The sequence below is a fragment of the Alcaligenes sp. SJTW-7 genome (assembly GCF_047716895.1).
GTDB classification, from domain to species: domain Bacteria; phylum Pseudomonadota; class Gammaproteobacteria; order Burkholderiales; family Burkholderiaceae_B; genus Alcaligenes; species Alcaligenes ammonioxydans.
In genome coordinates, this window is the sequence record NZ_CP136682.1 from 3,515,817 (window position 1) to 3,532,252 (window position 16,436).

General features: G+C 55.0%; 18 protein-coding genes and 1 tRNA gene. 12 read left to right on the plus strand and 7 right to left on the minus strand.

All coding sequences use genetic code 11. From position 1 onward, the window contains the following. The first annotated feature begins 65 nt into the window (after positions 1-65). Genes RSQ48_RS15930 through tatC form a run of 4 tightly spaced genes read left to right on the plus strand, consistent with a single transcriptional unit; the run spans position 66 to position 1,958 of the window. Positions 66-434: a histidine triad nucleotide-binding protein gene (locus RSQ48_RS15930; protein WP_003805403.1), complete on the plus strand. Its 369-nt coding sequence runs from the start codon at positions 66-68 to the stop codon at positions 432-434. 12 nt (positions 435-446) lie between these two features. Further along, complete coding sequence (gene tatA / locus RSQ48_RS15935; protein WP_003805401.1) at positions 447-680, plus strand: Sec-independent protein translocase subunit TatA; 234 nt, start codon at positions 447-449, stop codon at positions 678-680. A 22-nt stretch (positions 681-702) separates the two neighbouring features. Next, on the plus strand, positions 703-1,194 hold the full coding sequence (tatB, locus tag RSQ48_RS15940) for a Sec-independent protein translocase protein TatB (protein ID WP_059318133.1): 492 nt from the start codon (positions 703-705) through the stop codon (positions 1,192-1,194). Further along, the gene (tatC, locus tag RSQ48_RS15945) at positions 1,191-1,958 is read left to right on the plus strand and encodes a twin-arginine translocase subunit TatC (protein WP_003805399.1); all 768 of its coding nucleotides are present in this window, start codon (positions 1,191-1,193) and stop codon (positions 1,956-1,958) included. The genes tatB and tatC overlap by 4 nt, the downstream gene beginning before the upstream one ends. A 269-nt stretch (positions 1,959-2,227) precedes the next feature. Here the strand turns inward: tatC and RSQ48_RS15950 are convergent, their stop codons facing one another. Continuing rightward, complete coding sequence (locus tag RSQ48_RS15950; RefSeq protein WP_131071041.1) at positions 2,228-3,394, minus strand: S1C family serine protease; 1,167 nt, start codon at positions 3,392-3,394, stop codon at positions 2,228-2,230. A gap of 25 nt (positions 3,395-3,419) precedes the next feature. On the opposite strand from RSQ48_RS15950, the gene RSQ48_RS15955 reads away from it, so the two are divergent. Beyond that, on the plus strand, positions 3,420-4,196 hold the full coding sequence (locus RSQ48_RS15955; RefSeq protein WP_059318131.1) for a Nif3-like dinuclear metal center hexameric protein: 777 nt from the start codon (positions 3,420-3,422) through the stop codon (positions 4,194-4,196). A 182-nt stretch (positions 4,197-4,378) separates the two neighbouring features. On the opposite strand, the gene mscL is transcribed toward RSQ48_RS15955, so the two are convergent. Further along, positions 4,379-4,834: a large conductance mechanosensitive channel protein MscL gene (mscL, locus tag RSQ48_RS15960; RefSeq protein WP_003805396.1), complete on the minus strand. Its 456-nt coding sequence runs from the start codon at positions 4,832-4,834 to the stop codon at positions 4,379-4,381. A gap of 126 nt (positions 4,835-4,960) precedes the next feature. Here mscL and petA point away from each other — a divergent pair, with 126 nt between their 5' ends. The 5 genes from petA to RSQ48_RS15985 all read left to right on the plus strand — a co-directional run bounded on the left by petA (position 4,961) and on the right by RSQ48_RS15985 (position 9,088). Further along, the gene (gene petA, locus RSQ48_RS15965) at positions 4,961-5,605 is read left to right on the plus strand and encodes a ubiquinol-cytochrome c reductase iron-sulfur subunit (protein ID WP_003805394.1); all 645 of its coding nucleotides are present in this window, start codon (positions 4,961-4,963) and stop codon (positions 5,603-5,605) included. Positions 5,606-5,655: 50 nt separating this feature from the next. Then, a complete protein-coding gene (locus RSQ48_RS15970) occupies positions 5,656-7,044 on the plus strand; it encodes a cytochrome b (RefSeq protein WP_003805393.1) in 1,389 nt (462 codons plus the stop codon). A 19-nt stretch (positions 7,045-7,063) separates the two neighbouring features. After that, the gene (locus RSQ48_RS15975; protein ID WP_131071043.1) at positions 7,064-7,918 is read left to right on the plus strand and encodes a cytochrome c1; all 855 of its coding nucleotides are present in this window, start codon (positions 7,064-7,066) and stop codon (positions 7,916-7,918) included. A 126-nt stretch (positions 7,919-8,044) separates the two neighbouring features. After that, positions 8,045-8,653 carry a glutathione S-transferase N-terminal domain-containing protein gene (locus tag RSQ48_RS15980; RefSeq protein ID WP_003805391.1) on the plus strand — a complete coding sequence of 203 codons (609 nt, stop codon included), beginning with the start codon at positions 8,045-8,047 and terminating at the stop codon, positions 8,651-8,653. Positions 8,654-8,659: 6 nt separating this feature from the next. Then, positions 8,660-9,088, plus strand: coding sequence for a ClpXP protease specificity-enhancing factor (locus tag RSQ48_RS15985; RefSeq protein ID WP_003805390.1), 429 nt, complete (start codon positions 8,660-8,662; stop codon positions 9,086-9,088). A 95-nt stretch (positions 9,089-9,183) separates the two neighbouring features. Here the strand turns inward: RSQ48_RS15985 and cysW are convergent, their stop codons facing one another. The 3 genes from cysW to cysP are packed head-to-tail and all read right to left on the minus strand — an operon-like array spanning position 9,184 to position 11,927. Next, complete coding sequence (cysW, locus tag RSQ48_RS15990) at positions 9,184-10,032, minus strand: sulfate ABC transporter permease subunit CysW (RefSeq protein WP_003805389.1); 849 nt, start codon at positions 10,030-10,032, stop codon at positions 9,184-9,186. Beyond that, entirely contained in the window at positions 10,029-10,919 is an 891-nt protein-coding gene (cysT, locus tag RSQ48_RS15995) for a sulfate ABC transporter permease subunit CysT (RefSeq protein ID WP_415301982.1), read from the minus strand. The genes cysW and cysT overlap by 4 nt, the downstream gene beginning before the upstream one ends. A 3-nt stretch (positions 10,920-10,922) precedes the next feature. Next, the gene (gene cysP, locus RSQ48_RS16000; protein WP_003805385.1) at positions 10,923-11,927 is read right to left on the minus strand and encodes a thiosulfate ABC transporter substrate-binding protein CysP; all 1,005 of its coding nucleotides are present in this window, start codon (positions 11,925-11,927) and stop codon (positions 10,923-10,925) included. A 247-nt stretch (positions 11,928-12,174) separates the two neighbouring features. Between cysP and RSQ48_RS16005 the strand changes: the two genes are divergently transcribed. Beyond that, positions 12,175-12,250: transfer RNA gene (locus RSQ48_RS16005), tRNA-Thr, on the plus strand. Positions 12,251-13,333: 1,083 nt separating this feature from the next. Then, a complete protein-coding gene (locus tag RSQ48_RS16010; protein WP_059318127.1) occupies positions 13,334-14,452 on the plus strand; it encodes an LPS O-antigen chain length determinant protein WzzB in 1,119 nt (372 codons plus the stop codon). Between the two features lie 25 nt (positions 14,453-14,477). Here RSQ48_RS16010 and RSQ48_RS16015 read toward each other — a convergent pair whose 3' ends face one another. Further along, positions 14,478-15,611, minus strand: a complete 1,134-nt coding sequence (locus RSQ48_RS16015) for an alpha-hydroxy acid oxidase (protein ID WP_003805383.1) — start codon at positions 15,609-15,611, stop codon at positions 14,478-14,480. 172 nt (positions 15,612-15,783) lie between these two features. Next, positions 15,784-16,272, minus strand: coding sequence for an Lrp/AsnC family transcriptional regulator (locus RSQ48_RS16020; RefSeq protein WP_003805681.1), 489 nt, complete (start codon positions 16,270-16,272; stop codon positions 15,784-15,786). Positions 16,273-16,436: the final 164 nt, after the last annotated feature.

The following is a 16,436-nucleotide window of genomic DNA, read 5'->3' on the forward strand; positions in this document are numbered from 1 at the left end:
CTACACTGTCCGAACACCTAGATTTTCAGCATTCGCCTGGCGAATGTTTCGCTACCGAGGTTGCTATGAGCGAGAACTGTCTGTTTTGTAAAATTGCTGCCGGTCAGATTCCGTCCAAAAAAGTGTACGAGGACGAAGACTTTCTGGCATTTCACGACATCAACCCCGCCGCTCCAGTTCATATTCTGGTCATTCCCAAAAAACACGTCGTCTCCATGCAGGACGTCTCGAACCAGGATAGCGAATGGTTGGGTAAAATGATGGCTTTGGCACCTTCCCTGGCCGCACAGGCTGGTTGTCGCCCCGGCCCCGAAGGCGGTTTCCGTATTGTCATTAACAACGGTTTGGATGGCGGACAGGAAATCAACCATTTACACATGCACATCTTGGGCGGTGAGCGCCCATGGCAACAACGCGCAGCCATGGCTGCTTAAGGGAGATACATTATGGGTAGCTTTAGCATTTGGCACTGGCTGATCGTTCTGGTCATCGTCGCCCTGGTTTTCGGCACCAAAAAACTGCGCAACATCGGCTCGGACCTGGGCGGCGCAGTCAAGGGTTTTAAAGAAGGCATGAAAGACGTGGGTGAAGAAGAAAAAACACCCGAAAGCGTCAGCCAGCGTGCTGCAGATCCTCAAACGATCGACGTTCAGGCCAAGGAAAAGTCCGATCGCGCCTGACCCCCTTCTTGTGTGAGTCTGAATGTTTGATGTCAGCTTTAGCGAGCTGCTCCTGATTGGAGTGGTCGCCCTGATCGTCATCGGTCCCGAACGTCTGCCCAAAGTAGCGCGCACCGTAGGCCATTTGCTTGGCCGCGCGCAGCGCTACGTCAACGAGGTCAAGACCGATATCCAACGCGAAATCAATCTGGATGAGGTCAATAAACTCAAAGACCAGATGGAGGAAGCTGCCCGCTCGGTACGCAGTTCGGTCGAAGACACGGGCAAAAGCATCAGCCAGCCTCTGACCGAAGCACGCGATACCCTGCACAATGCGTCGGAATCGGCACGCAAGGCCTTTTCGGATACGTCCGAAAGCGCCCCTGCCACGCCCGACGCTCCTTTGGCAGAACCGGCCATCAAGCCGCCGGCCCCGGATGCAGCCGCCCAGCCAGCGCCTCATGCGCCGGCCAGTGACGACGCTCCCCGTCCTACGGATGCTCCCGCCCAACCCTCTAAAGGACCAACGGCATGAGCACCGAAACGCCTCAAGAAGATACGTTTATCTCCCACCTGGTCGAGCTGCGCACACGTTTGTTGCGCGCAGTCATCGCCGTGGTAGGGATATTTATTGTGTTGTTCACTTATCCGGGCGCCTCAGCCATTTATGATGTGCTGGCCCAGCCCATGATGAGCTCCCTGCCAGAAGGGACCCGCATGATCGCCACCGGGGTCATCACCCCCTTTATGGTGCCGGTCAAGGTCACCTTGATGGCCGCTTTTGTGCTGGCCTTGCCCATCGTGCTGTACCAGGCCTGGGCTTTTATCGCCCCTGGCCTCTATAACCACGAGAAGAAACTGGCTCTGCCCCTGATCATGACCAGCACGCTGCTGTTCATCGCCGGGATGGCCTTTTGCTATTTCGTCGTATTTCGCACGGTCTTTCACTTCATCGCGTCGTTTGCCCCGCAATCGATCACGCCCGCCCCTGACATCGAAGCCTACCTGGGCTTTGTCATGACGATGTTCCTGGCCTTTGGCATTACGTTTGAAGTGCCTATCGCCGTTATCCTGCTGGTAAAAACCGGGGTGGTCACGGTGGCCAAGCTGCGTGAAATCCGTGGCTACGTCATCGTGGGCGCCTTCGTGATTGCCGCCATCGTGACGCCTCCCGATGTGGTCAGTCAACTTCTGTTGGCAGCGCCACTGTGCCTGCTCTACGAATTAGGCATCCTGGCCGCCAGCCTGATCAAGAAACGGGAAACAGAAAGTAGTGAAAGTCGGGAGCTGGACCTGTAAGCCCCTAGGCGTACCACAGTACATCCCTGCATCACCCCGACCCAAAAATATGGCTCTCCGTGCGGCCCCGGACAGGGCAAGGCAAGAGAGCCATTTTTTTATAGCCACCTCATACCCACACCGGAGCGTCAGGCCGATGGGCAGCCCGTATGCATCATGGCAAAGCCGCGGCGACCCAGTCTCCACCAGGAAAGCAGCGCCCAGACGTTCTGAGCGACTCCCCTCTGGCCTAAGCGCCCCTCATGCAAGGGGAGCCGTAGCCTCCCTCCTTATTTGCGCACTTGCGGCCGCATACCAACCTTGACGGGGACATCCAGTTCCTTGCCCTCGCGCAGCACACTCAAGGTCACGATTTGCCCGGGCTGCACCGGACCGATCTGGTTGAGCAGATCAATCGAATCAGCCACAGGCTGACCATTCAAGCGCAGCACAATATCCCCCACCAACAAATGCGCCTCGGCAGCCGGTCCATGACGCTGCACGCTGGCGATAATTACCCCCGCATCATTTTTCAGCTTGAAGCTCTTGACCAGATCGGGGGTGATGTCCTGCGGCTCCAGCCCCAGCCAACCCCGCGTCACTTCGCCATTACGAATGATCTCGTCCATAATGGCCAGCGCTGTCGAAGCGGGAATGGCAAAGCCGATTCCCAGCGACCCACCCGTTTCGGAATAAATGGCGGTATTGATGCCCACCAAGCGACCTGCCGCATCCACCAGGGCCCCACCGGAATTGCCCGGATTGATCGCCGCGTCTGTCTGGATAAAGTTCTCGTAAATATTGATGCCCAGGCGATTGCGGCCCAGTCCCGACACAATGCCCATCGTAGTGGTTTGCCCCACTCCAAAGGGATTGCCAATCGCCAGTACAACATCTCCCACCTGCAACTGATCCTGAGACCGGGCGCGAATCACCGCCAGCTTGGGCAGATCGACCTTAAGCACGGCCAGATCACTTTCCGGGTCCGAACCAATCAGGCGGGCCTTGGCCTGACGGCCATCGGACAAAGCCACCTCTATCGCATCCGCCGCCTCGATCACGTGGTAATTGGTCAGGATATAGCCCTGTTCGTGTACGATCACGCCCGAACCCAGGTTGATGGTGGAACGTCGTCCCATCAGATCAGGCAGTTCACGGAACAGACGCTGCAAATCAGGGTCTTCCAACAAGGGAGAATTGCCTTCCAAATGCTTGCTGGTGTACACATTAACGACAGCAGGCGCGGCACGGGTTACCGCCAAGGCATACGACACGCGGCCTTCCTGAGCAACAGGCGCCTGAACGACGGGGGCCGGCGCAGGCAGCACCGCCCTGCTCGTATCACGGGCCGGTGTCTGTGGGGCTCCCAGCCATTGAGGTCGCAGCGTCACCACAATAAAAAAGCCCGCCAGACAGATCGTTACCGCTTGAGCAAACACTAGCCACAATCGACGCATAGCACTCTTTCAGATAAGGAATTCCATGACTCAGGTTTCAACGGCCGAGCTGACCGACTGGCTCAACAGCACCTTGGATATCGCCCGCTTCAAGGACTACTGTCCCAATGGACTCCAGGTCGAAGGCAAGCCCTATATTGGCAAACTCGTCACGGGGGTGACAGCCTCGCTGGCGCTGATTGACGCCGCTATTGCCCGCCAGGCGGACGCTATTCTGGTGCACCACGGCTGGTTCTGGAAAAACGAAAATCCGTGCATTGTGGGCACTCGAAAAACTCGTATCGAACGCGTCCTGTCGCATCAGCTTAACCTCTTGGGCTACCACTTGCCCCTGGACGCCCATCCCCAGTTCGGCAACAACGCTCAATTAGCCCGGCAATTGGGTATTGAGGTCCTGCGTGACGCAAACGGCCTGCCCCAAACCTGTGGTCCAGATGGACTGGTCTGGCTGGGCGAATTGCCAACCCCCGTTTCATTGGAAACATTCGGCCTGACAGTTTGCAATAATTTACAACGCAAACCTCTGATTGTTGGTGATTTACAACGGAAAATACGCCGCGTGGCCTGGTGTACTGGGGGTGCGCAAGGTTTTATTGAAAGCGCCGTGGCAGCACAAGCCGATCTTTACATCAGCGGCGAGGCGTCGGAACAAACCTTCCATAGTGCTCAGGAAAACGATATTGCCTTCATGGCCGCAGGGCATCATGCGACCGAACGGTATGGTGCTAAAGCCCTGGGAGAGGAAATTGCCCGTCAGTTTGGCATCGCCGTAGAGTTCATCGACCTGGACAACCCGATCTGACCGGAGCAAAAACCGGTACATATGACTTTGAACAAGCTTTAAAGACTCGCATGGCTAGACAAGCCCAGCCCATGAAAGGCTAAAATCAGGCAACCGGCGCGGGCGAACTTGACCCCGCCGGTCGGTTTACATAAACAAAAAGGTGCCGAAAGGCACCTTAAAGCTTTGATAAGTTTGGGCTTTTATTTTTTCAGCGAATCCCTGATCTCGCGCAGCAACAGCACGTCTTCAGGGGTTGGCTCGGGTACGGCCTCAGCAGCCTCAGCCTTGGCCACCGTGGCACGCATGCGGTTAACCATCTTGACCATGCAAAACACCACGAAGGCCAGCAAGATGAAGTTGATGAAAATGGTCAGGAAGTTACCCCAGGACAAAACAACGGCCCCCGCCGCATTCAAAGCTTCCAGGGTTTGAGGACCGGTATAGCCCTCTGGTGTACGCAAGACCGTGAACTGGTTGGTAAAATCCACCTCGCCGCCAAGGATGAAACTGATGACGGGCATGACGATGTCTTTTACCAGCGAGTCGATAATCTTGCCGAAGGCAGCGCCGATAATGACACCGACCGCCAGGTCCATCATGTTGCCCTTAACGGCGAACTCCCGGAATTCGTTAAGAAAACCTCGAGCCTTGTTCATATGTTCACCTTTGATCAAGTTATGCTGCGCTGGGTAAAGCGTATAATGTGCGGTTGAATAATATACCCAGGCCCAAATCCGTAAATTGTGGTATTGCCCGAGTCGGGCAGGAATAAGGATACTAGAATGAGTCAGAATACGACACAGCCCGATGCCAGAGGCGCGGTTGATCTCAACCTTCCGCCCGATCCTTCGCGCCGCACCTGGGTCGCCACCGCCTGTGCATTAGGTGGTGTCGCTGGTGTGGCGACAGCTGTTCCCTTTGTCAGCTCCTTTGCTCCTTCCGAGAAAGCAAAAGCGGCCGGCGCTCCCGTAGAGGTCGATATTTCCAGCATCGCCCCCGGTGAGATGCGCACCGTGGAATGGCGCGGGAAACCGGTCTGGATTCTGCACCGTACCCAAGAGCAGCTGGACGCCTTGCCCAAGCTGGACAGCCAGCTGGCCGACCCTGACTCGGATCGCCCCGGTTACACCCCCGCGTACGCCAAGAACGAATACCGTTCGCGTCGCCCCGAAATCTTTATCTGTATCGGTATTTGCACCCACCTGGGCTGCTCCCCTACTCCGCATCTGGCCGCCGGCGCTGGCCCGGGTCTGCCTGGTGGTTGGGAAGGTGGTTTTCTGTGCCCCTGCCACGGTTCCACGTTTGACCTGGCCGGCCGCGTCTACAGCAACAAGCCCGCTCCAGACAATCTGGAGATCCCGCCTTATGAGTTCTCGGCCGACGGCATGATGGTCACCATCGGCGTGGACGAAAACAACAAGGCCTAAGGCGGCTGCAACCCAATACGTACTATTTAAAAAGATAAAGGAGCCGTTTCATGGCTGGCGAGAAAACCGTCGAAACGACAGGACTCTTGGGATGGATTGACAGGCGCTTCCCCCTGACATCCATGTACAAAGAGCACATGTCAGAATACTACGCGCCGAAGAACTTCAACTTCTGGTACTTCTTTGGCTCTCTGGCACTGCTGGTGCTGGTTATTCAGATCGTGACCGGTATTTTCCTGGTCATGAACTACAAGCCCGATGCCAAGCTGGCGTTTGAATCGGTCGAATACATCATGCGTGAAGTGCCGGGCGGCTGGATCATCCGCTACATGCACTCCACCGGCGCTTCCATGTTCTTCGTGGTGGTGTACCTGCACATGCTGCGCGGCCTGTTCTACGGCTCGTACCGCAAACCACGTGAGCTGGTCTGGATTTTTGGCGTCGCCATTTTCCTCTGTCTGATGGCTGAAGCCTTCATGGGCTACCTGCTGCCCTGGGGCCAGATGTCCTACTGGGGTGCCCAGGTGATTGTTAACCTGTTCTCGGCCATTCCATTCATTGGTCCTGACCTGGCTATTTTCATCCGTGGCGACTACGTGGTCTCCGACGCCACCCTGAACCGCTTCTTTGCTCTGCACGTGATTGCTGTGCCTCTGGTCCTGCTGGGTCTGGTGGTCGCTCACCTGATCGCCCTGCACGAAGTCGGCTCCAACAACCCCGACGGCGTGGAAATCAAGAAAGGCCCCAAAGACGCTCAAGGTCGTCCTTTGGATGGCATTCCCTTCCACCCCTACTACACCGTCCATGACATTCTGGGCGTGGCAGGCTTTCTGATCGTGTTCGCTGCGATCGTGTTCTTTGCCCCTGAAATGGGCGGCTACTTCCTGGAGTTCAACAACTTCAGCCCCGCCGACGCACTGAAGACGCCTCCGCACATTGCACCGGTCTGGTATTTCACGCCTTTCTACTCCATGCTGCGCGCAACGACCGCCGACTTTACCTGGGTTCTGGCCGGTGCTTCCGTGCTGGGCGCTCTGGTGCTGTTCGTCAAGGGCAAGCTGCCCGGTATCTGGCGCCTGGCCGTACCGGCCATCCTGATTGCTGTTGCCGTTTTGCTGCGTGTCATTGACGCCAAGTTCTGGGGTGTGGTGGCCATGGGCGGTACGGTCGTGATCCTGTTCTTCCTGCCTTGGCTGGATAAATCGCCTGTGAAGTCGATTCGCTACCGTCCTACCTGGCATAAAGTGCTGTACGCGATTTTCATCATCAACTTCCTGATCTTGGGTTACCTGGGCACGCAGGCCCCGAACGACCTGTTCAACCTGCTGAGCCAGATCGGTACGGTGATCTACCTCGCTTTCTTCCTGCTGATGCCAGTATGGAGCCGCATGGGTACGTTCAAACCCGAACCTGATCGCGTGACTTTCCGCCCTCACTAGGCCCCCAACACGAAACGGAATGACCATGATTAAAAAACTGCTTGGCGCTCTGGCCTTGTCCCTTACCTGCACGGTGGCTGGTGCCGCCGGAGGTGGCTATGCCCTGGAGCGCGCGCCCGACCGCATGAATGACATGGCGGCCTTGCAAAATGGCGCAAAACTGTTTGTGAACTACTGTCTGAACTGTCATAGCGCCAACTCCATGCGCTACAACAAGCTGACAGAGATCGGCCTGACTGAAGAGGACATCAAAAAGAACCTGCTGTTCTCCTCGGACAAGGTGGGTGATCTGATGAAGATCGCCATGACCCCTGAAATGGGCAAGAAATGGTTTGGCGCAGCCCCACCAGACCTGTCCGTGATTGCCCGTGCCAAGTCCACCAACCTGGGCCCCAGCGGCGCAGACTACATCTACACCTACTTGCGCACATTCTACCGTGACGTCTCGCGCCCAACAGGCTGGGACAACCTGGTTTTCCCAAGCGTGGGGATGCCTCACGCACTGTGGGAGCGCCAGGGTGGGGTAACCATGAACCGCACTACCGTGGCTCAGGAAGCCAAGGATGACGGCAGCAAGGAATGGGTCAAGACCACCGCCACCTACGATCCTGCCGGCTTCTCCAACGTCAAGAAAGAAGTGTTGGCCGACTACACGGGCCACGCGACTGACACCGTCAAGCTTGAGCCCGTTAACGCCAAGGCCGCTGCCAAATACGACAGCGATGTGGCTGACCTGGCCAACTTTATGGACTGGATGGCCGAACCTGTGCAACTGGAGCGCAAAAAGATCGGTGTGGGCGTGATGCTGTTCCTGCTCTTGTTCTTTGCCGTTGCATGGCGACTGAACAGCGTTTTCTGGAAAGACATCAAGTAAAACGCTATGCTAGACGGGCAGGCTTGACTAGTCTGCCCGGCTCTTTATTGTTAAAACCCCTTGCAGGGTTTTGAATCCTGAGCCGTGAGGCTCTTGTTTTTATTTCTACGACTGGAATCTCCTACCATGATGGTGCTCTACTCTGGAACAACTTGCCCATTCTCACAGCGCTGCCGTTTCGTGTTGTTTGAAAAAGGCATGGATTTCGAGATCCGCGACATCGACTTGTACAACAAGCCTGAAGATATCGCCGTCATGAACCCCTACGGACAGGTGCCAATCCTGGTAGAACGTGACCTGATCTTGTACGAATCGAACATCATCAATGAATACATTGATGAGCGCTTCCCCCATCCACAGCTAATGCCCGCAGATCCCACCATGCGTGCCCGCACACGCTTGTTCCTGTACAACTTTGAAAAGGAACTGTTTGTGCATGTGGCGGCTCTGGAGGATCGTCGCAATGCCGATGCCAAGGCCCAGGAACAGGCCCGTCAGCAAATCCGCAATCACCTGTCCCAACTGGCGCCCATCTTGCTCAAGAACAAGTACATGCTGGGTGAAGAGTTCTCCATGCTGGACGTGGCGATCGCTCCTTTGCTCTGGCGTCTGGACCACTACGGCATTGAACTGCCCAAGAGCGCTGCTCCGGTGCAAAAGTATGCCGAACGCGTGTTCTCGCGTCCGGCCTACATTGAAGCACTGACTCCCTCCGAAAAAGTCATGCGTCGCTAATCGATTATGCAAGAAACCTCGACCAAGCCTTACCTGTTGCGCGCGCTGCACGAATGGTGTTCAGACCACGGGTACACTCCTCATATCGTGGTGACGGTGGATGCTAATACCGTCGTCCCGCGAGGCCATATTCAGGATGGTCAAATCACCCTGAATATTGGCCATCTGGCCACCAACGGCCTGATTCTGGGCAACGAGTACATTGAATTTCAGGCACGCTTTGGCGGCGTGACGGAAGACATATTCGTGCCTGTAGCCGCCGTCTCGGCCATTTACGCACGTGAAACCGGTGCCGGCATGGGTTTTGAAGTCATGGAGTCCGAGCCCTACCCACAAGGCGACGCACCAACTGCTGTCGCTCCTGAAACGACAACAGAAGCACCCACTGCCAAAAAAGACGCTGACAAGGTTTCGCACCTCAAGATCGTCAAGTAAGGCGAGGTCGACGCAGAAAAACATAGAGCCCCGCATGGGGCTCTATGTTTTTGGCACTACGTCCGGTTAGACGCTACGACCGCCACGCTCGCCCCTTAGCCTTGCTGCACCGCCTCAGCCTGATTACGACGGCGTCCAGCGGCCACACGCCACTCCAGAAGGCTCTTGAGCATCACTGACACAATAGCGAATACCGCCAGCAGTGCAGCCGCGGTAAAGGCCGCAGCCGCCTTGTTATCATTGTTGAGCTGATCGACCAGCAAGGAAAGGGTCAAGGTCTGGTTCATGATGGTGCCCGACACAACAGATACCGCACCAAATTCGCCAATAGCTCGCGCATTGGTCAGCACGACGCCGTACAGCAGCGCCCATTTGATATCCGGCAAGGTAACGTGCCAGAAGATTTGCCAACCATTGGCCCCCAGACTTAAGGCGGCCGCCTGTGCATCCGAACCTTGAGCCTGCATGACAGGGATCAGAATACGGGCGACATACGGGGTCGTCACGAAGATGGTCACCATCAAGATCCCGGGCCAGGCAAACATCAACTGAATATCCCGTGCGCTTAACCACTGCCCCAGCGACGACTCTACCCCATAGACCACGAGGTAACACAAACCTGCTACCACCGGGGAAACCGCATAAGGCAGGTCCACCAGGGTACTTAACAAGCGACGGCCACGAAACTGGTAGTGCGTCAGACACCAGGCCAGCAAGATGCCAAACACCATGTTCAGCGGTACCGTCAGCACCGCCACGAACAAGGTCAGCCCGATGGCGTGGAGCATATAGTCCTCTTGCAGATTGCTCCACAAAGCGGGCAAGCCATCACCCAGCGCTTTGGAGAAAATCAGCACCAAGGGAACAACAAGCAGGCCGAGCACCAGCCCGATGCCCACCGTCAGGATCAAGCGGTCTGCCAGGCTCTTAGGTGGTTTTCTCATGACGCCCTCCGCTGCCAGCCTAACAGGCGATTCTGCACCAGCTGCAGGCTAAACAGCAGCAGCAGGGAAGCGATCAAGATCACCGAGGCAATCGCCGCTGCCGCCGGGTAATTGAACTCTTGCAAGCGCACAAAAATCATCAAAGATGAAACTTCGGTTTTGAAAGGAATATTACCCGCAATCATAATGACGGCGCCAAACTCTCCCAGGCTACGGATAAAAGCTTGCGAGGCTCCCGTCACCAAGGCAGGAATCAAAGGCGGAAACACGACTTTGCTAAAGGTCTGCCACCCGCTCGCACCCAGTGTATGGGCGACTTCCTCGTACTCCGCACCCAGTTCCTCAATGACAGGCTGCACAATGCGCACCACAAAGGGCAAACTGGTAAAAGTCATGGCCAGAACAATACCGGGGTATTGATAAGCGACCTTCCAGCCCTCCGGCAGGAACTGGCCAAACCAGCCGCCCGGCACAAACAGGGTTGCCAGGGTCAAGCCAGCCACAGACGTCGGCAGCGCAAAGGGCAAATCCACCAAGGCGTCGATCAGCCGACGCCCTGGAAACTCAAAGCGCGTAATGATCCAGGCGATGATAAAGCCCACCACACTGGCGATCACGGTGGAATAAAAGGCGGCACTGACCGTGACCTGGTAACTGCTGACAACGCGCTTGTCAGTGATTGCGCGCCAATAATCGGCCAGGCTCATGTCGCTGACGTACATGAACAGGGCCGACAAAGGCAAAAGCACGATAATGGACAGGTACAGGACGCTAAAGCCAAAGCTCAGCCCAAAACCCGGCATAATGGGGCGATGCAAAAAAAAGAGGGGCTTTAGCGCAGTCTTCACCCCGGAAGCCTGCGCTTCGCCCACAAGAGTACGGCTCATGAATTATTTCGCCAGCAACTGATCCAATACCCCGTTAGCGGCAAAGTGACGGCTTTGAATCTCAGTCCAGGGGCCCAGAACGTCGGTGGGATTGATCAGCTTGACGGGCGCATATTTAGATTCGAATTCCTTGGCAACCGCCGGGTCCGTCACCCGATAGTTAAAGCCGGCCAGCAAGCGCTGAATTTCGGGGGTGTACTGAAACTTCAGGTACTCGGTCGCTTCCTTGCGCGTGCCTTTCTGATCCACTACCCGATCAACCACCGCCACGGGAAACTCGGCCAGAACACTGACAGGAGGCACCACCACTTCCAGCTCGCTGCCCTTGAACTCTTCGCTGCCAGCAATGTTGAGCACTTCGGACTCAAAAGTCAGCAGCACATCGCCCTGGCCGTTCTGGGCGAAAGCCACAGTCGCACCCCGACCGCCAGTGGGAAAACTCTCTACATTGCCCAACACCTTGGCCACGAACTGCTTGATCTTGGCCTCATCGCCACCGAACGCCTCGTTGGCATACAGCCAGGAAGCCAGATAGGTATAGCGTGCATTGCCCGAGGTCTTGGGGTTAGGGAATACCAGTTTCACATCATCGCGCACCAGATCATCCCAAGACTGAATGTTCTTGGGATTGCCCTTGCGCACCAAAAAGGCGATGGTGCTGTAGTAAGGGGAGCTGTTGTTGGGGAACTGCTGGGCCCAATCCTTGGCTACTGCGCCGCGCTCGGCCAGGAACTCAATATCGGTTACCTGGTTAAAGGTGACGGTATCAACTTTCTTGCCTTGAATAATGTCTTGGGCCTGACGGGAGGTGCCGGCAAACGACTGGTCAATCTTGATGTCTTGGCCTGTAGTCGCTTTCCAGTGCTCGACAAACTTGGGGTTGATCGCCACAAAGGTTTCGCGCGCCACGTCAAACGAGGCGTTCAACAACGTCACCTGGGCACTGGCTGTACCTCCCAGCAACGAGGCCAACAACAAGGCAGAGCCAACGACAGACTTCAATTTCATGGTGTTCCCCACAGTTTCCTGACGCAACCTTCCAGGCGCGGCATTCATGTTCAATCGCGTGCTATCTATATAAGCACAGCTTGGATAGATCAAATTATGAGTAGGGAAAAAGGCATTTAAAACGACATTTTCATCATGCCCTTATAACCAGAACCTATCTATGCACCCCGTTTTCACACTTCGGCTCCTAGCAATCTGTGCCTGGTGATTGCTTCTTTGGAAAAAATACGGCTATAATCATCAATTCGCCGGCTTAGCTCAGTTGGTAGAGCAGCGCACTTGTAATGCGAAGGTCGAGGGTTCAACTCCTTTAGCCGGCACCACGAATATCAGCGGTTTACCGCATAAAAAGGGTCACCAGAAATGGTGGCCCTTTTTTTATGCTGTTTTTCTGCCTACTTCTTGCCTGCTGTTGGTTCTGACGGGCAGACAAAGCGCCTGACCAGAGTACCTGGCCCCGATGGTTAGGTCGGCACTTCCAGGCAGGGCGTGGCTCGCCGCCTGGCAAGCAGCCCAGCAACAGCAACAGCAATCATAGTTTACGGGCACCATCAGCCTGTCTCTCGAAGCGACACCACTCAGCTCGCCCCCACCCTGCAGTCACCAGAAGAAAAGAGGCCGACGCCCTCATAGGGCGTCTGTTGGGCCTGGCCACGAGCCCAGTCCGCCATACCATTTCATTACTGCAGCGCCTTCAATTTGGATATATGTCTATAGCTGACATTTATCACTCATTTTTATTATTAAGTTTTTACTTATGATTAATGATTTATCATTTATTAATAATTTCTTATATCAATAATTAAACCAATAAAAACCATGCGCAGTTTTTACTTTTAAATCATTTTTATTTATTAGCCACCGCATAATAAGGCAATTGACAAACTCAATGTTTTATGCAACTTTTTTGCACGGTGAGTTATTATTCAATCACGCAAAAATAGCGTCCTTATTGATTAATTCACAGATCTCAAAATAACCTCTGGGAATCTTAGTGAAAGTTTCTTACGTCCTCATCCCAGCAATGCTTTTCTCGATTCAGTACACAGAGCTCATCTTGCTGCTCTTAAGCCCTACTTGTTCTGCTGTCTCGACATTCAAACCGCTACGTTTTAAACCTTTACTATCAGCTACTTAAGAATCCCCATCAAAACTCACAAGCAAAAAAATGCCAGGCTTGACCCACACCCAGCCCCGCTATTTTTGCTTAGGAAAAGGGGACCGGCTATTTCAGGCAGCATGCAGCACGCTCTATAGGAATAACATTCTTTTCATCTGTTTGTACCCCTAATAAAACCTGCTGCTATTGATAGCAAGTTCATCCATAGGTCCTCATTAGGTTCGCCTTTATATAAATTTAAAGCAGTGAATGCTTCTAATGTTAAACAGTCCAGGATTGCTTTCTAATGTCAGAACTCCACGCACGCAGCACTCAACATAACGGCCAGCTAGATCTGGTACAGCTTCTTCGAAGGTTTTGGGAAAAGCGCGCCCTATTTCTGCGTTTCTTCTTCGCCGGTGTCGTACTAGCCACCATTTATGCCCTTGTTGCCAAAGAACAATGGACATCCGTGGCGTACGTCAGCGCACCACGCGTAGAACAAATCAGCGCTTACCTGGACCAACGTCGCGCCATGGCGCGAGTGACAGGCAACCAGACCATTGACACGCATGCACTGAGCTCCTTGCTATTTAGTGCATTTGTCACACAAGCTGCCATTTCCAGAAACCAATGGGCCTACCTGAGTGAGACCGATTACTACAAACAACAGCTGACAGGCGACCAGAGAGCCGACCGCCTCTTACTGCTGGAACTGGTAGATCAGCTCAAGATCAAGGCCCCTGAGCATGATGTCATTGCGCCCTATTACAGGTTCTCCTTTAGTGCGACCAGCGCAGAGCAGGCCCAGGAAGTGCTGAACGGCTATCTGGACTGGGTAAACGCACTGGCATTTGAACAAGTCGATAAAGAATTCAACGACCAGCTCAATGCCCAGATACTGTCTCGACAAACGGATCTTCACAACATTGAATTCAAGCTGATGACGGACCGCCAGCACAGCATTGAAAATCTGGAGGCCGCCCTGCATACAGCCAAACTTGCCGGCATCAAGGACTATATCGTTGCCAGACAGACGGAAGGGGCCACCGTCATTGAGCTTAGCGATAGCAAACGCCTATTCATGCTCGGTGAAAAGTACCTGAGCGCTGAACTTGAGACCTGGGCCAGATCACCTATTATTTACCCGCCTAATTACTTTGAGATCAAGCGGGAGCTTGAGCAACTTGAACCGCTGCGACACTATAAAGTCAACAGCCTTTTATATTTCACTCAACGTCCCCCTACCCTTCCCTTAAAGCGTGACAAGCCTATGCGTGCGCTAATTGTCATTCTGGGGGGCTTATCAGGGGGCATGCTCGGTATTCTCTGGCTGCTTGGGCAGGAGATCTTCCGCAAACAAGACCTGACTGTGGTGACCAACTTTCGCCAGGAAAACAAACTTCTCGAGGTGAATCGGCAGTGATTCCTGTATGCCGCCCTATCCTGCCTTACTCTGCCGTCGGGACCAGACACTCGGCCAGATCCGCGGGACACCCCGCTCCCAGCAATGTCATGGTTCGCTCCAGCTCCTGAGTCAGCAGGCTGAGCACGGTCGCAACCCCTTGCTCACCATTTTGGGCCAAGCCGTAGGCAATCGCTCGGCCAAAAAAAGCGCCCGTCGCACCGCAGGCAAGCGCTTTGGCAACATCCGAACCCCGCCGGAAACCACTGTCGATGAACACCGGGATCTGCGAGTTGACGATCGCCATGATCTGCGGGAGCACACTGATTGTGGATGGCGCACAGTCCAATTGGCGGCCACCGTGATTGGAGACAATCAAGCCATCCACACCATGACGCAGCGCCTGACGCGCGTCTTCTGGATGTAGCACGCCTTTGACCAGTACAGGGCCATCCCATTTGGAGCGCAGCCACGCTACGTCGCTCCACACCAGGCTGCGGTCCATGCTTCTAGCCAACAGGGCTGCCTGCGCCTGGGCGGAGCTGGCCCCTTCCGTCGGCATCAGATTGACGAACTGGGGCTGTCCGGCTAATGCCTGCCGCCACAACCAACGTGGCTGCAAAGCCATATCCAGCAGTAAACGGGGACCGGGGCGAAAAGGTAGCTTAAAGCCATGACGTATATCTTTCTCCCGGTACCCACCGACCGGCACGTCTACCGTCAACACCAGCGCCTCAAAACCAGCTTGACGAGCACGATCCAAAATGGAATTGGCCATCCCCCTGTCTTGCATGACATATAACTGCATCCAGCACGGCCCGTCACAAGCCTCTCGCACGTGTTCCAGGGCGCTGTTGGAGGCCGTAGACAAAATGTAGGGCAAGCCTGCCTTGCCAGCGGCGCGCGCTGCCAGCACGTCCCCGCCAGGACGCACCACATCAATCAGGCCCACCGGCGCCACCCCAAAAGGAGCCGACCACCGCCGTCCAAAAACCTCTATGCTGGTCGAGATGGCCGATGTGTCCCGCAAACTGCGCGGCGATAAGGTCATCGTCTGCAAATCCGCTTGATTACGAGCCAGACACAGCTCATCCTCTGCCCCGCCGGCAACATAGTCATACACAAAACCGGGCAGACGGCGCCGGGCCGCTAGCTGAAAATCCTGAACATTGAGCCGCATGATGCAGGCTGCCTCCCACGTAAGGTCGAGCTTTCACGCCCTATTCAAGTTAATTGTTTAAGCATCAAGTATATGCCTGGAAATGCGGCATCCGGCCAGAGGCGCATCGCCCAAGCAGGCAGAACAAGCAAAATGGGCAGACAGGCTTGCCTCGATAAGGGGGGTACTTGCCTCAGACCGAGGGGCGCGTCAATAACGGAATCGGCAGCTCGTTAAGTCCTTTGAATTCCTGCAGGGAAAAGCTGGTCTGCGCCTGCCGAACCCCAGGCAGGCGATGCAGCTTGCGCTGCAGCAGCTCCGAGTAGCTATCCAGGTCTTTGGCCACCACCATGAGCAAAAAGTCAGCCGGTCCGGCAATGCCATGGCACATCACCACCTCCGGTATGTCGCGTACCGCCTCCACAAACTGCACCGAACGCGCTTCGTTCTGAAAGTCGACACTGATACTGACAAACGCCACCACCCCGTAACCCAGGCCACGACGGTCCAGCCGCGCCTGATAGCCGGCAATAAGTCCCGCCTCTTCCATGCGCCGAATCCGACGCCAGCAAGGCGATTGGGATATCCCCACCTTTTGCGCCAGCTCGCTCGTGGTAAGCCTGGCGTTTGCCTGCAGCTCGGCCAACAAAAGGTAGTCCACCTCATCCAGTTCTATATGCATAAAAAAACCTGTTTTTTAATTTTTACTGAAAAAATTATGCTTGTATAAAAAACCGCTTGGCGCAACCCTCTTAAATAAATAAGATCAACGCATAAATCTAAGTGGGATGAAATAATGAAACCACAGACACTTTGCGTCTCTGCCCCTAAGCCCGCTTGTTCGGG